Genomic DNA, 15,448 nt, shown 5'->3' on the forward strand with positions numbered 1-15,448 from the left:
ATCCCATGTCCAAAGCAGGATGGCTGTTCCTGGCAGCCGCAGCGTGCGGCAGCGCCCAAGCGGCAGAAGACGAGGCGTGCCCGACACGCACCGAGTTACCGCCGACGGTTAATTTCCGCGTCGACAACGACCTGTTCGGCGGCGCCGACCAGGACGAGGGCTATACCAACGGCGTGCAGCTCTCGCTGGTGTCACCCAACCTCAAGGACTACACCGACGATCCCTGCCTGCCGCGGATGGCGCGCTTCATCAACCGCTACCTGGGTGCGATCCAGCCGGAGGGGTTCGACCAGCAGAACATGGTCTTCACCCTGAGCCAGGCGATCTACACGCCCAAGGACTTCAGCCGCAAGGACCTGATCGAAGAAGATCGGCCGTATGCGGCGGCGCTGCTGGTGGGCTTCGGCTACAACGCACGCAAGGGCAATGCGCTGCGCACCACCCAGCTCAAGCTGGGCTGGGTCGGACCGTCGGCGCGTGGCGAGGAAGTGCAGAACGCCGTGCACAAGGTGCTGGGCGATGACGAGTTCGAAGGTTGGAAGAACCAGCTGCGCGACGAGCCGGTCTTCATGCTGCAGCACGAGCGCATGAACCGCTTTGCCTGGGGCCAGGGCAAGTGGACCTGGGACGCGATCACCCATTACGGCGGTGCGCTGGGCAACTACCAGACCTACCTGAGCGGCGGCGCGGAAATGCGCTTCGGTCGCTACCTGCCGGACGATTTCGGCAGCACGCCGCTGCGTCCGGCCGGCGAAAACACCGCGCCGCGCAGCGAATCGCAGCCGGGCAGCGTGTTCCGCATCCACGGCTTCCTGACCACCGACGTGCGCTGGGTGGGCCGCGACATCACCCTGGACGGCAACACCTGGAAGGACAGCCACAGCGTGGACAAGCGCAACGTGGTGGCTTATGCCGGCTTCGGCGTGGCGATGATGAAGGGGCGCTGGAAGTTCGCCCTGGCCCGCTACTATTCCACCCGTGAATTCGACGGCCAGGACGAGCCGCCGGTGTTCGGCAGCTTCACCATCAGCTACGCCCTGTAAGTCTCCCGGGAGCCGCGTCATGCAGACCAAGTGGACCACGCCGGACCTGTGCGACGCCTTCCCCGAGGTCGGCGTGGCCGAGCCGCTGTTCCGGGATTTCGGCGGCAAGCTCGCCTTCAGCGGCCAGATCGTCACGATCCGCTGCATGGAGGACAACTCGCGCGTGCGCGAGCAGGTCGAAGGTGAGGGCACCGGCAAGGTGCTGGTGGTCGACGGCGGCGGCTCGCTGCGCCATGCGCTGCTGGGCGACATGCTGGCCGAGAAGGCCGTGGCCAATGGCTGGGCCGGCGTGCTGATCCACGGTGGCGTGCGCGATGTCGAAGTGCTGGGCAACCTGCCGTTGGGCATCAAGGCGCTGGCCGCCACGCCGATGAAGACCGACAAGCGCGGCCTGGGCGATGTGGACGTGCCGGTGCGCTTTGCGGGGGTGTCGTTCGTCCCCGGGCACTGGCTGTATGCCGATGCCAACGGCGTGATCGTGGCCGAGGCCGAGTTGATCCTACCGGCTTGATGTAGGAGTTCCTTGTCGCGGCCTGGGGCCATTGGCGGCGACGAAGTTTCAACGTGGAAAGTCCTGGCGCTGCTGAAGCAGCTTCCACAAGATCCAAGGACATGGCGCCGACGGCCGGATGAGATACTGCCTGCTCCCGCTGTGCGTTGTGTCCGCATGATCTTCCGCTGGTTCGAAACCCTGATCGATGTCTTCGACCGTCCCGACCAGGGCGCGCCGCCGCACGGTCTTGCGCGGTTCTACTGGCATTACCTGCGCCGCGGCGGCTGGGTGCTGGCGGCGATGTGCGTGGTCGGGTTCGCGGTGGCGCTGGTGGAAGTGGCGCTGTTCGATTTCCTCGGCAAGCTGGTGGACCTGGCCAAGGCCGAGGATGCGGCGGGCTTCTTCGATCGCCACGGCGCGCAGCTGCTGGGTATGGCGGCGATCGCGGTCTTGCTGCGCCCGTTGCTGATGGCGCTGGGTGACCTGTTGATGCACCAGTCGGTGACGCCGGCGCTGACCGCGCGCATCCGCTGGCAGCAGCATCGCCACGTGGTGCGGCAGAGCCTGTCGTTCTTCCAGAACGATTACGCCGGCCGCATCGCCAACCGGATCATGCAGACCGGCGCGTCGCTGCGCGAATCGGCCACGCAAATCGTCGATGCGCTCTGGTACGTGGCGGTCTATACCGGCAGCGCGCTGTTCCTGTTCGCGCAGGCTGACTGGCGCCTGATGATTCCGCTGGCGGCGTGGCTGCTGGGCTACATCGCCGCGCTGGCGTACTTCGTGCCGCGCGTACGCGAGCGCTCGTGGCAGGCCTCGCAGTCCAAGTCGCGGCTGATGGGACGCATCGTCGACGGCTACACCAACATCGCCACGCTCAAGCTGTTCCCGCATCCGCAGCGCGAGGACGAATACGTCTCCGAGGCGGTGCACGAGAACCTGGACAAGGTGCGGCGCATGACCCGCACCACCACCGCGATGGACGTGACCATCGCCGTGCTCAACGGCCTGATGATCGCCGGCACCGCTGGGCTGGGCCTGTGGCTGTGGCAGCGCGGCTCGATCACGGTCGGTGCCATCGCGCTGTCCACCGGACTGGTGATCCGCATCGAGAACATGTCCGGCTGGATCATGTGGGTGGTCAACGGGCTGTTCGAGGACATCGGCACCGTGCAGGACGGCATGGAAACCGTCGCCCACGAACACACCGTGACCGATCGCCCCGATGCCAAGCCGCTGCAGGTCAGCCGCGGCGAGGTGCGCTTCGAGGACATCCATTTCCATTACGGCAAGCGTGGCGGAGTGATCTCGGGTTTGGATCTGACCGTCCAGGCGGGCGAGAAGATCGGCCTGGTCGGCCCGTCCGGCGCCGGCAAGTCGACTCTGGTCAACGTGCTGCTGCGCCTGTACGACCTCGAGGCCGGGCGCATCCTGGTCGATGGCCAGGACATCGCCGGCGTCACCCAGGACAGCCTGCGCGGCCAGATCGGCGTGGTCACTCAGGACACCTCGCTGCTGCACCGCTCGATCCTGGACAACCTCCGCTACGGCCGGCCCGATGCCAGCGTCGAGCAGGTGGCCGCGGCGATCGAACAGGCCAGGGCCGGCGGCTTCATCGACAGCCTGGTCGACAGCGACGGCCGCACCGGCCTGGACGCGCACGTCGGCGAGCGCGGGGTCAAGCTTTCCGGTGGCCAGCGTCAGCGCATCGCCATCGCCCGGGTGCTGCTGAAGGACGCGCCGATCCTGCTGCTGGACGAGGCGACCTCGGCGCTGGATTCGGAAGTCGAGGCGGCGATCCAGGACAGCCTGGACACCCTGATGCAGGGCAAGACGGTGATCGCCATCGCCCACCGGCTTTCCACCATCGCCCGGATGGACCGCTTGGTGGTGATGGACGCCGGCCAGATCGTGGAAACCGGCACGCACACCGAGCTAGTCGCCCGCAACGGCCTGTACGCGCGCCTGTGGCAGCGCCAGACCGGCGGTTTCGTTGCAGCCGATACGGTGTCGTGAGGCGCTCAAGAAGCGGCCGGAGTTGCCGTTACAGCAAACAACGTGTCACGCCTTGCAACGTCATCGGATTCCGGGATGATGCACGCCAAGGGGCTGGCCCATCGCTGACGTGCGGGCCGGAAAGCGCAGTAGAGGACACCAAGGGCTGATGTTGATCGAGGAACGCGAATTGCGGGTCGCTGAATTGCGGCCGGGCATGTACGTCACCCGGCTGGACCGCGATTGGGTGGGCACGCCCTATCTGCTGCAGGGGTTCCTGGTGCAGACGCAGGACGACATCCAGCAGCTGGCCCAGTACTGCACCACGGTGGTGGTGGACGTGGCCAAGAGCGAAAGCTTCGTCCGCAGCACCCTGCACAAGCCTTCCGCGCCGCCGCGCGCGGCCACGTACGCGGTGCCCAAGCTGTCGGCGATCGGCGCCAACCCGCGCCCGGTGCTGGCCCGGATTGAGGACGAGGTGCCGCGCGCCAGTGCCGCGCTGGAAAACGCCCACCGCGCCGCTCACGAGATCGTGTCGGCCCTGCGCGGCGGCGGTCGCCTGGACGAGGAATCGGTTGAGGAAGCCGTCACGCCGGTGGTGGACAGCATCGTGCGTAATCCCGATGCGTTCTTCTGGCTGGAAACCCTGCGCCAGCACGACAGCTATACCTACAGCCACGCAGTGAATTGCTGCGGGTTCATGGCGACGTTCGGCCGCCACCTCGGTTTCCCGGATGAAGCCCTGCGCGACCTGGCCACCGCCGGCCTGTTGCTGGACATCGGCAAGACCGCGATCCCCGAGCCGCTGCTGGAAAGCGGCGCGGCGCTGGATGCCGAGCAGCTCGCCCTGGTGCGCAGCCACCTGCGCCACAGCGTGCGGCTCTACGACGAATCCGGCGCGGCCAATCCCCAGGTCCGCGACATGATCCAGACCCATCATGAGCGCGAAGATGGCTCGGGTTATCCGGCGCATCTGGTCGGCGACGAAATCCCGCTGTTCGGACGCATCGCGGCCATCGTCGACTCCTACGATGCGATCACCAGTGCGCGCCCATACCGTGAGCCGCTGTCGCGCTACGAGGCGCTGCAGGTGCTCTACAAGCAGCGCGGCACGCTGTACCAGGCCGATCTGGTCGAGCAGTTCGTGCAATGCCTGGGGGCGTATCCGACCGGCACGCTGGTGGAACTGTCCAGCGGCGAGGTTGCCATCGTGCTGGCGCAGAACCCGATCCGCCGGCTGTTCCCGCGGGTCATGCTGCTGACCGGCGCGGACAAGCAGTTGCGCGCCAGCTTCGAAGCACTGGACCTGCGCGATACCTGGGGCACGCACGACAGCCGCCAGATCAGCATCCGCAAGGGGCTCAAGCCGGGTACCTACGGTCTGGACCCCAAGGAGCTCTACCTCTAGCGCGCTGGCGCCACGCCGCCGCGCGTGGCACGGTCGCACCCAGGAGGAGGCAGGCCATGCTCAATCGGGACGTCGTATTTGAAGCCATCGCGCGCTTGATGCCGCCAGCGCAGCCGCAGGGTGCGCTGCTGGTGGTGCGCATGCAGCGCATGCGCGAGTTCGAGGCGGTCTTTGGCTACCAGGCCAGTGATGCCCTGGTCAGCGCCTTCGACGAGCGCCTGCATGGCTGCCTGCGCGGCGTGGACGAAGCGGTGCGCATCGGCGAGTGCGACTACGCGGTGGTCCTGCCCGGGTTGCGCGATGCCAACCACGCGACGCTGGCCGCGGCCAAGGTGTCGCGCGCGTTCCAGTCGCCGCTGGATGCTGGCGGCAGGCCCTCGCGGGTGGTGGTTTCGGTCGGGGTGGCCATGTCCGGCGCGGAGGTCAGCCCCGAGGCGCTGTGCCTGAATGCCGACGCTGCCTGCGCGCAGGCCCAGCGCCAGCCCGAGCGCCACGCCGTCTTCAATGGCCAGGCGCAGGTCAGCATCGGTTACGAGGATCTGCACCACGCGATCACCAGCAATCGCCTGCAGGTCTACCTGCAGCCGTTGTTCGCCCTGGAAAGCGGCACGTTATGCGGCTACGAATCGCTCGCGCGCTGGCACGATCCGCGCCTGGGCTTCGTGCGGCCGGATCTGTTCGTCACCGCGGCCGAGCAGACCGGCCTGATCGATGGCCTGACCCGCTGGAGCATCAATGCGACGCTGCGTCACTGCGCGCCGGTGTTCAAGGCGCATCCGCACCTGCACTGCGGCATCAACATCTCGCCGATCGCGCTGACGGCGGCCGGGTTCGTCGACCAGATGAGTGCGGCGCTACGGATCTGGGACGTGCGCCCCGAGCAGGTGATGCTGGAAGTGACTGAGACGGCCTTCGTCGACAACCCGCAGCTGATCGGCCAAGCGCTGACGCGCCTGCGCGAGATGGGCATGAAGATCGCCGTGGACGACTTTGGTACCGGCTATTCGTCGCTGTCGTACTTCCGCCACTTCCACGTGGATGAGCTGAAGATCGACATCAGCTTCGTGCGCGACATGATGCACAGCCCGCGCGTGTGCAGGCTGGTCGAATCGATCATCAACATGGCCCACAGCCTGGAGGCGGTGACCGTCGCCGAAGGCATCGAGGACTCTGCCGTGTGGAACAAGCTGCGCGAGCTGGGCTGCGACATCGGCCAGGGCTATTACCCCGGCCGGCCAGCGCCTGCAGACGAGGCGCTGGCCCAGTTCAGCGCCACCTGAGGCGGCGCCTGCCAGCCGATCACTCGATCGGCTGGTCCAGCATCAGCTCACGCGCGAAGCGCACCGGCGGCGCGCCGTAGGACAGCAGCTGGTCGTGGTAAGCCTTGAGGTTGAACGTGTCGCCCAGCTTGGCTTCCACCGCCTTGCGCGTATCCAGCTGTTCCTGCATGCCGACGAAGTAGGTCGGCAGCTGCGCGCTGGTGAGCTGCACGCGCACCCACTTGCCTTCGGCCTCGCGCTCCTGCTGGAAGGCGTCGTGGACCATCAGGTGCATGGCCTGTTCGTGGCTCCAGCCATCCACGTGCACGCCCTGGTCCAGGATCGCGTTGGAGATGGTGCGCAGGTAGAACTTGAGCTGGGTGAGCTTGTACAGCGGATCGTCGGCCTGGTAGCCCTGCTCGCTCATCATGTGCTCGGTGTAGACCGCCCAGCCCTCGGCAAACATGCCCGAGCGCAGCACCGCGCGCAGCGTGGAGGGGAACTTGGCCGAGTGCCAGCCTTCCAGGTAATGGCCGGGCGTGCCCTCGTGGATGGAGAGCAGCTTGATCATGCGGTTGTTGTACTCGCGCAGGAATGAATCGACCTGCTTGGCGTTCCAGTCGTCCGGGATCGGCGACACGGCGTAGAAGGTGTCCAGGCCCTTGTCCAGCGGACCGGGCGAATCGCAATACGCCACCGCCACGCCGCGCTGGAACTCGGGCATCAGGATGATCTTGACCTGCGAGTCGGGCAGGGTGACCAGGTCCTTCTGGCGCACGAACTCGGTCGATTCGGCCAGCGCGGCCTTGGCCGTGTCCACGACCTTGTCGCGCGCCGGCTTGTCGGCGTAGGTCAGCTCCAGCGCTGCTTCGATGCCGGCCTGCTGCTGGTCGTCGCTCGGCGTTTCCGGCAGGGCGGGCGCACCCGGTTTGTCCTTCAGCACCGTGCGGGCGATGCCGTACATCTCGGCGCGCACGCGCTTGATTTCGGTCTCGGCGCGCTGGCGGATCTCCTGGCGCGACAGGGCCGAGACCAGCGAGAACTTCAGCTTCTGGTCGTACATCTCCGCGCCGATGCGGAAGTCGCCCTTGGCGCCCGGCACCAGCGTGCCGTCGATCCAGGCCTGCTGCTGTTCGATCGCCTGCTTGAGCGCGTCGGTGGCCGCGGCCAGGCGCTGCTGGTCGGCCTCGGACAGCTCCTTGGCGTGCGGAGTGATGAACTGTTCGACGATGCCGAGCAGACCCTTGTTCTGCTTGGACACGGTCTGCGCGTGGATCAGCGGCACTCGGGCCACGTCCAGGTTGGCGCGTTCCTGCGCGTACAGCGCCGGGATCTTCTCCATGCGTGCGATCGCCGACTGCAGGCGTGCGGGCAGCGGCGCGAATTCGCGCACCATCAGGCCGTACAGCGCGCCGCCGGCCAGGTCGTTATAGAGCTGCGGATCCCAGGCCCAGGACTGCAGGGTCTGCTCGTTCCAGATGCCGCTCTGCAGCTGGTTGCGCAGGATTGCCGCGTCCACCTGGTTCTCGCGCGACAGCTGCTTGGGGTCGAGGGTGTCCAGTTCGGCCAGCAGGTTCTGGTTGAACTTGAGCGCCTGCTCGCGGCCAGCCGCCGACAGGTCGTCCAGCTGGGTGTCGTACTGGTGGTCACCGACCTGGGTGGCCCACACCGGCGAGAGCTGCATCCAGCCATCCACCGCGCGCTTGGACAGGTCGGCGAACTTCACGTCGGCCTTGGCGGTGCCAGTCATGGTCGGCGCGGCCGCATCCTTGCCGGCGTCGGTGGGCGCCTGCGCAGGTTGGCAGGCGGCCAGGGAGGCGAGCAGGGCAGCGGCAAGCAGGCTGTGGCGCATGGAGACATCCGGACAGTGGAAAGGCGCCGAGCATAGGCCATCCCGTCACATCGCCGAATGTGCCGTTGGCCTAGCCTCGCCGCTGTCCAAATCGTCAGGAACAACGCCATGACCCAATCCGCCAGCTGCCACTGCGGCGCCATCGCCTTCACCTTCGAAGGCGAGATCGACCAGGCCATCGACTGCAATTGCTCGCTGTGCCGCCGCCGCGGCACCCTGCTGTGGTTCGCGCCGAAATCGGCCGTGACCTTGCATTTCAACCCGCTGGCGCTGCAGACCTACACCTTCCACACCCACAAGCTGCAACACCACTTCTGCGGCACCTGCGGCGTGGCGCCCTACAGCGAAGGCATCGCGCCCGACGGCAGCGCGATGGTCGCCATCAACCTGCGCTGCGTGCCGTCGCTGGACCTGGCGACGCTCACGGTGGTGCCGTACGACGGCGCGTCGAAGTAGTGCTTCGCAGCGCTGGCGCGCTCAGACCATCCGCAGCCTCGCGTCGCCCGTGAAGGCATGTTGCGTGCGCGCGGCGTTCACCGCAGCACGCAGCATCGTCGGCGCGACATAGCGACGATGCATCGCATCGATGGTCCGCAGGTAGAGGTGGCCAAACAGGTTCAGGCACTGCACCTGGGTGCCGAAGATCACCTCGACTTGGGTCCGGTCGACGATGCGCACGCCCACGCAGGAGCGAAAGCGCAGGTGCCGATCATCTGCGCCCAGCAGCACGGCGACGTCCTGATGGCCCGGCAGGCTCGCCTGCGCGAACACCGGATAACGCCCCGCGAAACGCGCCGGTGCCTCCTGCGACAACAGCGACGAAACCGGGCAGCCCAAAGGTGAGCGGCGCAAGCGCAGCGGGCGCACCAGCACATTGCGTAGCCACATCAGCGCGCTGACGCCAGGCGCGGGTTGCGTCACGAACGCGTCCAGCAGGCTGGCGAGCACGGTTGGCGCACCCTGGCGCGCTAGGACTGGATCTTCCAGGCGCACGCGATAGAGATCGCGGTGATCCACGGCCGGTAATGCGCCGGCCAACAGGGCAGGCGCGTGGACCGGATCCAGCATCTCGACCTGCAGATGCTCCAGCCGTTGGCCAACAAAGCCCGGCATGGCGATCATGGTCACCAGGCGTGCGCGCAGGCGGCCCAGCATATGCCGCACACCATCGCACAGCTTGCGCGCCCAGGTGCCCGCGGCCGCGCCCAGCGACAGCGCGACGGTCTCGATCTGGGCGCCACGCGCGGCGTGCGCTTCGAGTGCAGTCCGCACGGGTTCGGGCAGCAGTTCGGTCAGGCTGGCGATCGTGGCCTGACCTTCGGTGACCTGCTGATGCAGCGCGGGCGTCAGCGCACCGCCGAGTTCATTGCTATGGCAGGACAGCGCGAACAGCGCGGGGTGCGCATCGCCTTTTAGCGGCAGGAACTGGTGCCACATGCCACCGCCGAAGCGCACGGTGAACATGGCGTCAGGTGGAATCTCGACCTGGCGCAGGCCGCGGATGAAGCTGGCGGGATCGGCCTCCAGCGCCGCGTCGGCCACGTCGCAGAAGCGCAGCAGCGCGCCGCCGCTGCCGGCGATGGCAGTAAAGATGCGATGCCCCGCGTGTCGGTGAAAAGGATGCCCGCCCGGACCCACGGTGAAAGAGAACAGCGAGGTCACTTCGCCTGCTGCCACATCCGGGCTGGCCAGCCGCGCGGAAGGTTCCTCCAGATCGGCGTTGAAGGTGAGGTGCTGGCGCTGCCGCGCACTGGCGTCGGCATGGAAGCGGTCGCCGGCGCCGTGACCCAGCTGGGCCACAAGCGTGACTTCAACGGGAAGGCCGCCAGGGCGCGACGAAGGCAAGCGGATCTCGGGAAAACCTTGGGTCTGCGTCGTGCGTGGCATATCTGCGGTTCCTTGTGGCAGATCAGGTGGACGGTTTGGCCAACTTCCGTGATTCGCGGCGCAGCGGGCCGGCGGTGGGGCAGAGCTCGAAGGCGAAGCCGGTCAGCGTGTTGACCAGGTTGTCCGGGTTGAGCCGGTAGACGACAAACTGGCCGCGGCGTTCGCTGGAGACCAGGCCGGCAGACTGCAGCAGCGCCAGGTGCCGCGAGATCGCCGGTGCGCTCATAGAAAAGCGTTGGGCGATCTCGCCGGCGGAGAGTTCCTGGGCGGACAGATACGCGAGGATTTCCCGTCGCGGACGTGAGGCCAGTGCTTCGAAGATCTTGTCGGTCGCCATGTATCCAATTAAGCAATTAACTAATTCGTTAAGTCAAGGCCAGCCCGAAGGCGCTGCAGTCCGGGCGCGCTGCGTGGGTTCAGGCCGGCGCGCGGCCGAGCAGTTCATCGGGCAGGGTCGGCATCGGCGTGCGTTCGTCCTTGGCCTGGTCCTTGAGCCAGTCCAGGAACAGCTTGCCGGCCGGCGACAGGGTGCGATGGGTGGCGTGCACGGCGTAGTAGGCGAAGCGCGCGCGGATCGCGGGGCCGGGCAGGCGGACCAGTTCGTAGCGCTGCAGGTAGGGCGTGGCGATGTGCTTGCGCGCCAGTGCGGCGCCCAGGCCGTAAACGGCGGCGCGCATGACGTCGGTGCTGTCGCTGAAGACGTGCGCGGTCGGCAGCTGCGCGCCATGCACGCCGGCATCGCGGAACCATTCGCGCCAGCCCTGCGGGCCGAGGTCGGCGAGCATTGGCAAGGTGGTGATCTGCGCCGGCGTGGTCACCGCGCGCACGCCGGCCAGCGCGGGCGAGGCGACGGGAAACAGCTCGTCGTCCATCAGGTGGTGCGAGGTCACGCCGGGCCAGTGGCCGGTGCCGTAGCGGATGCCCAGGTCCGGGCCGTTGTCGTCGAAGCGCGCCAGCGCCGGGCTGGAGTCGAACTCCACCCGCACCTGCGGATGCGCAGCACAGAAACGCGGCAGCCGCGGCAGCAGCCAGCAATAGGCCAGCGAATGCAGCGTGGTCACTTTCAGCGGCACCACATCGGCCTGCGGATGTAATGCGCCAGCAACGGCCGCGACATCGGCCAGCGCCGCGGTGGCGGCATCGGCCAGCTGGCGGCCTTCGGGCGTGAGCTTGACCCCGCGCGCATGGCGCTGGAACAGGCTCACGCCGAGCAGGCCTTCGAGCTTGCGCACGTGGTGGCTGACGGCGCTGGCGGTGAGATGCAGCTCCTCGGCGGCGTGGGCCAGGTTCTGGTGGCGCGCGGCAGCGGCGAACACGCCAAGTGAAGGCAGCAGGGTCGGGCGCAGTTGCATGGCAAGGCACAAGCCAGATTTGTGGCAGGGGTCGATACTATGCGCTTGTGCAGGGCAGCATGCAGGCCGACGCTATGCCTACCGCCCCTGCACCTGCCGCCCCCGCGTCTTCGCGTCGGGGCGTGAGCCGGCGATCTGGTTTGTGGCGGGTCAGTCCGAGGAATTCCCCATGCAGACTTCGCCTTCCGTTCCCTGCGCCCCGCTGGTGGCCACGCGCGACTGGCGCACGCCGGTCGAACTGACCGTGCTGGGCGCCATCTGGGGTTGCTCGTTCCTGTTCATGCGGATCGCCGCGGGCGAGTTCGGCGCGGCCGCGCTGGTCGAGGTGCGCCTGGCCTTGGGCGCGCTGGTGCTGGCGCCGTTTCTTTGGAAAGCACGCGCGCAGTTCCCGGCGCGGCGCTGGCCGCTGTTGGCCTTGATCGGGCTGATCAACTCTGCCGTGCCTTTCCTGTTGTTCGCCTGGGCGGCGCAGCGCGCACCGGCTGCGATCGGCGCGATCTGCAACGCGATGACGGTGCTGTTCGCCGCGTTGATCGCGTTCCTCTTTTTTGGCGAAAAGATCGGCACGCGCCGCGCGCTGGCGCTGCTGACCGGCTTCATCGGTGTGGTCGTCCTGGCCACAGGCAAGGCCGGCGGCGCGAGTGTCGGTGGTGCGGTACTGGCCGGCGCCTCGGCCGCGCTGCTCTACGGCGTCGGCGTGAACCTGGTGCGCAAGCACATGCAGGGCCTGCCGCCGGCCGCCTCGGCCGCGGCCACGCTGGGCAGCGCGGCGCTGCTGCTGGCGCCGTGGGCGGCCACCCACTGGCCGACGCATGCAGTGTCGGCCGCGGCCTGGGCCAGCGTGACGGCGCTGGGCGTGGTCTGCACCGGCCTGGCCTTCCTGTTGTATTACCGGCTGATCCAGCGTGTCGGCGCGGCCACCGCCTCGACGGTGACTTACCTGGTGCCGCTGTTCGGCGCGGTGTTCGCCTGGCTGCTGCTGGGCGAAGCGGTGACCGGTGCGATGCTGGTCGCCGGCGCGCTGATCCTGGGCAGCGTCGCGGTCAGCCAGCGCGCCGCGAAGCGTTGATCAACGCGGGCTGATCCGGGCGCGCTCAGCCCTTGGGCGTGCGCACCGGCAGCGGCACGTTGCACAGGTCGATGTGCCCGGCCGGACGCTTGTAGAAATCATCGACGCGGTTGCGCTTGGCTTCGGCCACATCGCGGAAGGTCTGGCTGTCGGTGCGCAACAGTTCCAGCGGCGTGCGCTCGGCGGCAGGCACTTCGCTGGCCAGGCGGATCGACTTGATCGGCGTGCGCAGCTTGGCGTCTTCGTAGAAGCCCATCGGGTCCGGCCCGCGCGGGATCACGCTGAGCAGCTCCATGCCCTTCACCACGCGGCCGACCACGGTGATGTTGTCATCCAGCTGGCGCGGTGATTGACCGATGGTCACGTACAGCTCGGCGCCGATGCTGCTGTCGTCGGCGTTGTTGCGGCCCGCGCCCAGCGTGCCGTAGCAATGCGCCAGCCAGGCCTTGCCGTTGGCGCTGTCGCGCGCGGCCGGGAAGCCATCGACGAAGCCGATCTCCTTCGCCCAGCCGTCGCTGTCGGGAAACTTCTGGAAATCCAGGCCTTTCGCGCTGCGATGGAACTCGGCCGGCAGATGCGTCTTGGCGCTGCCCAGCGACTTGGCCTTGGCCGGGTCTTCGCCATCGGCATCGCCGAACTGCACCACGAAATTATCCTGCGAGCGGTAGATGCTGGTGCCGTCCCAGAAGTGCTCGTGGGCGAAGGTCTTGATGTTGCCCACATGCGCGGGCGCGAACTGCGGCGCGAGTTCGATCACCACGCGGCCGGTGGCCAGTTCCAGGTACAGCGTGCGGTCCGGGTCCAGCGTGCGCCAATCGCCTTTCGGCGAGGCATCCAGGATCTGCTGGCCGCTGCGATACGGCTTCTTCGCTGGATCGGCGGCGGTGGCCACCACGGCGGGCAGCAGCGCGATCAGCAGGGCAGCGGTCAGGCGGGCAGCAGTCAGGCGGGCAGCAGTCAGGCGGGATGGCGCAGGCATGGACGACTCACGGATGAGAGGAATCGCCCGATTCTGACCGGGCGATTCGTCGCGCGCCAGCGTTCGAAGCCGCTTACAACGCCTTGAAGCGAATCGCTTGGCCGCCACCTGGCGCCAACCTCAAGGTCAGCGTGTCGGCGCTGGTGACCTCCCGCGATTCGATCGCGATGGCTTCGGGATTCTTCGCCCAGTCCGCATCGTCGGCATCGCGATAGATCTGCGCGGTGTAGCGCTTGCCGGGCGTGAGGAAGTCGAGCTTGGCTTCCAGCGTGCGCGGCTGTTCGTCGGTGATCGAGCCGAGGAACCAGTCTTCCGCGCCGCGCTGCTTGCGCGCGATGGTCACGAAGTCGCCGACCTCACCGTTGAGCACGTGCGTTTCCTCCCAGTCCACGGCCACGTCTTCGATGAACTTGAACGGCTTCGGATTCGCCTCGTAGTGGTCGAGCAAATCCGCAGCCATCTGGATCGGGCTGTAGAGCGTGACGTACAGCGCCAGCTGCTTGGCCAGCGTGGTGGACACATGCGAACCCGGCTTGGTCTGCATTTTGAAGATGCCCGGGGTGAAATCCATCGGCCCCGCGAGCAGGCGGGTGAACACCAGGTTGACCTCGTGCTCCGGCGGATTGCCCGGGTTGCCCCAGGCGTTGTATTCCATGCCGCGCGACCCTTCGCGCGAGACGAAGTTGGGATAGGTGCGACGCAAGCCCGTGTCCTTGACCGGCTCGTGCGCATCCACCGCGATGTGGTGCTTGGCGGCGGCATCCACCACCCGCTGCGAGTGGTTCACCATGTCCTGGCCTTCGTGCCAGCCGTAGTGAACTTGGCCGTCGCGGCTGATGACCTTGGCTTGGCCGGCATCGGAGACATAGCCGGTCTTGATCGCATCGATACCGAGTTTTTCGTACAGCGTGAATGCCGCGTCCATCTGGCTTTCGTAGTGCGCCGCGTTGGCCGAGGTCTCGTTATGGCCGATCAGATGCACGCCCTTGGACTTGGCGTAGGCGGCCAGCTTGACCAGGTCATAGTCGGGATAGGGCTTGGTGAAATCGAAGTCCTGGCCGTTGCCGAACCAGTCGCCATCCCAGCCGATGTTCCAGCCTTCCACCAGCACGCCACCAAGATGGTGTTTCGCCGCGAAGTCGATGTGGCGCATCACGTTGGCGGTGGTGGCGCCGTGCTTGGGGCCGGACGCCCAGGTCTTCTTGTCCAGGTGCATTTCCCACCACACCCCGACGTACTTCATCGGCTTGAACCAGGACACATCGCCGAGCGTGTTGGGTTCGTTGAGGTTGAGGATCAGGCTGGATTCGACCAGATCGCCCGCGCGCTCGCCCACCTGCAGCGTGCGCCACGGCGTGTTGAATGGCGCGCTGCGCTCGACCTTGGCGAAGGTGCCGCTGCCCGGCGTCAGCGCGGCGCGCAGGCGGCGGCCTTCGGTGCGCATCAGGTTCATGCCCGCATAGTCCATCAGCGCGGCTTCGTGGATGGAGAGATGCAGCCCGGCCTGCGTGCGCAGGGTCAGCGGGGTCTGTGCGACACCGACTTCCTCGATCGGCGTGCGGTGGTAGAGGTATTCCTCGCGGTTCCAGCCGAAGCCGTCGTTCCACCACGCGGTGGCTTCATCGGCGATGTTGAACTCGGTGAGTTCCTCGCTGATCTTCACTTCCTTCAACTGCGGTTGGTCCGGGAAGGCGTAGCGGAAGCCGACGCCGTCGTCGTACACGCGGAACACCACATCGAAGCTGCGCTTGGGCGCGATCTTTTCGGTCAGGGTGACGCGCAGTTCGTTGTAGTGGTTGCGGATGACGCGACGCTCGCCCCAGGGTTGTTTCCAGGTCTCATCGAAGCTGCGCGTGGTCGGCGTGCCCAGCACCAGGTTACGTTCGAACTTGGGCGCATCGACCAGGATGAAGCCCAGCCGCGAGGGCGCGATCACCGGCGTGCCGTGGCGCGAGACCTGGTAGCTCGGTCGGCCATCGGGATCGGTGGTGATGTCCACCGACAACACCTTGCCGGGCGACTCGATGTGCACGGGCGCAGCCCATGCGGCCAGGGGCGAGGCGATCAGGAAAACGGCAGTGAGCAGACGCAGCATGACGGGTGGCCCGGCC

At 67.2% G+C, this 15,448-nt stretch carries 13 protein-coding genes; 7 read left to right on the forward strand and 6 right to left on the reverse strand.

Annotated features, from left to right (window positions below):
* The first annotated feature begins 5 nt into the window (after window positions 1–5).
* The 5 genes from BMZ17_RS02820 (at window position 6) to BMZ17_RS20805 (ending at window position 6,219) form a co-directional block, all read left to right on the forward strand.
* Window positions 6–1,043 carry a lipid A deacylase LpxR family protein gene (locus BMZ17_RS02820; RefSeq protein WP_093135332.1) on the forward strand — a complete coding sequence of 346 codons (1,038 nt, stop codon included), beginning with the start codon at window positions 6–8 and terminating at the stop codon, window positions 1,041–1,043.
* Window positions 1,044–1,062: 19 nt separating this feature from the next.
* The gene (gene rraA / locus BMZ17_RS02825; protein WP_093135335.1) at window positions 1,063–1,554 is read left to right on the forward strand and encodes a ribonuclease E activity regulator RraA; all 492 of its coding nucleotides are present in this window, start codon (window positions 1,063–1,065) and stop codon (window positions 1,552–1,554) included.
* 159 nt (window positions 1,555–1,713) lie between these two features.
* Window positions 1,714–3,552, forward strand: a complete 1,839-nt coding sequence (locus tag BMZ17_RS02830; protein WP_093138007.1) for an ABC transporter ATP-binding protein — start codon at window positions 1,714–1,716, stop codon at window positions 3,550–3,552.
* 148 nt (window positions 3,553–3,700) lie between these two features.
* Window positions 3,701–4,939 carry an HD-GYP domain-containing protein gene (locus tag BMZ17_RS02835; RefSeq protein ID WP_093135338.1) on the forward strand — a complete coding sequence of 413 codons (1,239 nt, stop codon included), beginning with the start codon at window positions 3,701–3,703 and terminating at the stop codon, window positions 4,937–4,939.
* 56 nt (window positions 4,940–4,995) lie between these two features.
* Entirely contained in the window at window positions 4,996–6,219 is a 1,224-nt protein-coding gene (locus BMZ17_RS20805) for a putative bifunctional diguanylate cyclase/phosphodiesterase (protein WP_175485456.1), read from the forward strand.
* Window positions 6,220–6,238: 19 nt separating this feature from the next.
* Here the strand turns inward: BMZ17_RS20805 and BMZ17_RS02850 are convergent, their stop codons facing one another.
* Complete coding sequence (locus BMZ17_RS02850) at window positions 6,239–8,050, reverse strand: DUF885 domain-containing protein (RefSeq protein ID WP_093135346.1); 1,812 nt, start codon at window positions 8,048–8,050, stop codon at window positions 6,239–6,241.
* Between the two features lie 108 nt (window positions 8,051–8,158).
* Between BMZ17_RS02850 and BMZ17_RS02855 the strand changes: the two genes are divergently transcribed.
* A complete protein-coding gene (locus BMZ17_RS02855) occupies window positions 8,159–8,506 on the forward strand; it encodes a GFA family protein (protein ID WP_093135351.1) in 348 nt (115 codons plus the stop codon).
* Window positions 8,507–8,527: 21 nt separating this feature from the next.
* Here BMZ17_RS02855 and BMZ17_RS02860 read toward each other — a convergent pair whose 3' ends face one another.
* The 3 genes from BMZ17_RS02860 to BMZ17_RS02870 form a co-directional block, all read right to left on the reverse strand.
* Window positions 8,528–9,937 carry a DUF2867 domain-containing protein gene (locus BMZ17_RS02860; protein WP_093135356.1) on the reverse strand — a complete coding sequence of 470 codons (1,410 nt, stop codon included), beginning with the start codon at window positions 9,935–9,937 and terminating at the stop codon, window positions 8,528–8,530.
* Window positions 9,938–9,959: 22 nt separating this feature from the next.
* The gene (locus BMZ17_RS02865; protein WP_093135361.1) at window positions 9,960–10,274 is read right to left on the reverse strand and encodes a metalloregulator ArsR/SmtB family transcription factor; all 315 of its coding nucleotides are present in this window, start codon (window positions 10,272–10,274) and stop codon (window positions 9,960–9,962) included.
* Window positions 10,275–10,353: 79 nt separating this feature from the next.
* On the reverse strand, window positions 10,354–11,289 hold the full coding sequence (locus tag BMZ17_RS02870; RefSeq protein WP_093135365.1) for a LysR substrate-binding domain-containing protein: 936 nt from the start codon (window positions 11,287–11,289) through the stop codon (window positions 10,354–10,356).
* Window positions 11,290–11,458: 169 nt separating this feature from the next.
* Here BMZ17_RS02870 and BMZ17_RS02875 point away from each other — a divergent pair, with 169 nt between their 5' ends.
* A complete protein-coding gene (locus BMZ17_RS02875) occupies window positions 11,459–12,358 on the forward strand; it encodes a DMT family transporter (RefSeq protein WP_093135369.1) in 900 nt (299 codons plus the stop codon).
* Between the two features lie 25 nt (window positions 12,359–12,383).
* Here the strand turns inward: BMZ17_RS02875 and BMZ17_RS02880 are convergent, their stop codons facing one another.
* Window positions 12,384–13,337: a peptidylprolyl isomerase gene (locus BMZ17_RS02880; RefSeq protein ID WP_093135372.1), complete on the reverse strand. Its 954-nt coding sequence runs from the start codon at window positions 13,335–13,337 to the stop codon at window positions 12,384–12,386.
* Between the two features lie 73 nt (window positions 13,338–13,410).
* On the reverse strand, window positions 13,411–15,432 hold the full coding sequence (locus BMZ17_RS02885; RefSeq protein WP_093135377.1) for a glycoside hydrolase family 97 protein: 2,022 nt from the start codon (window positions 15,430–15,432) through the stop codon (window positions 13,411–13,413).
* Between the last annotated feature and the right edge of the window lie 16 nt (window positions 15,433–15,448).

Source organism: Pseudoxanthomonas sp. GM95, from assembly GCF_900109775.1.
Taxonomy (GTDB): domain Bacteria; phylum Pseudomonadota; class Gammaproteobacteria; order Xanthomonadales; family Xanthomonadaceae; genus Pseudoxanthomonas_A.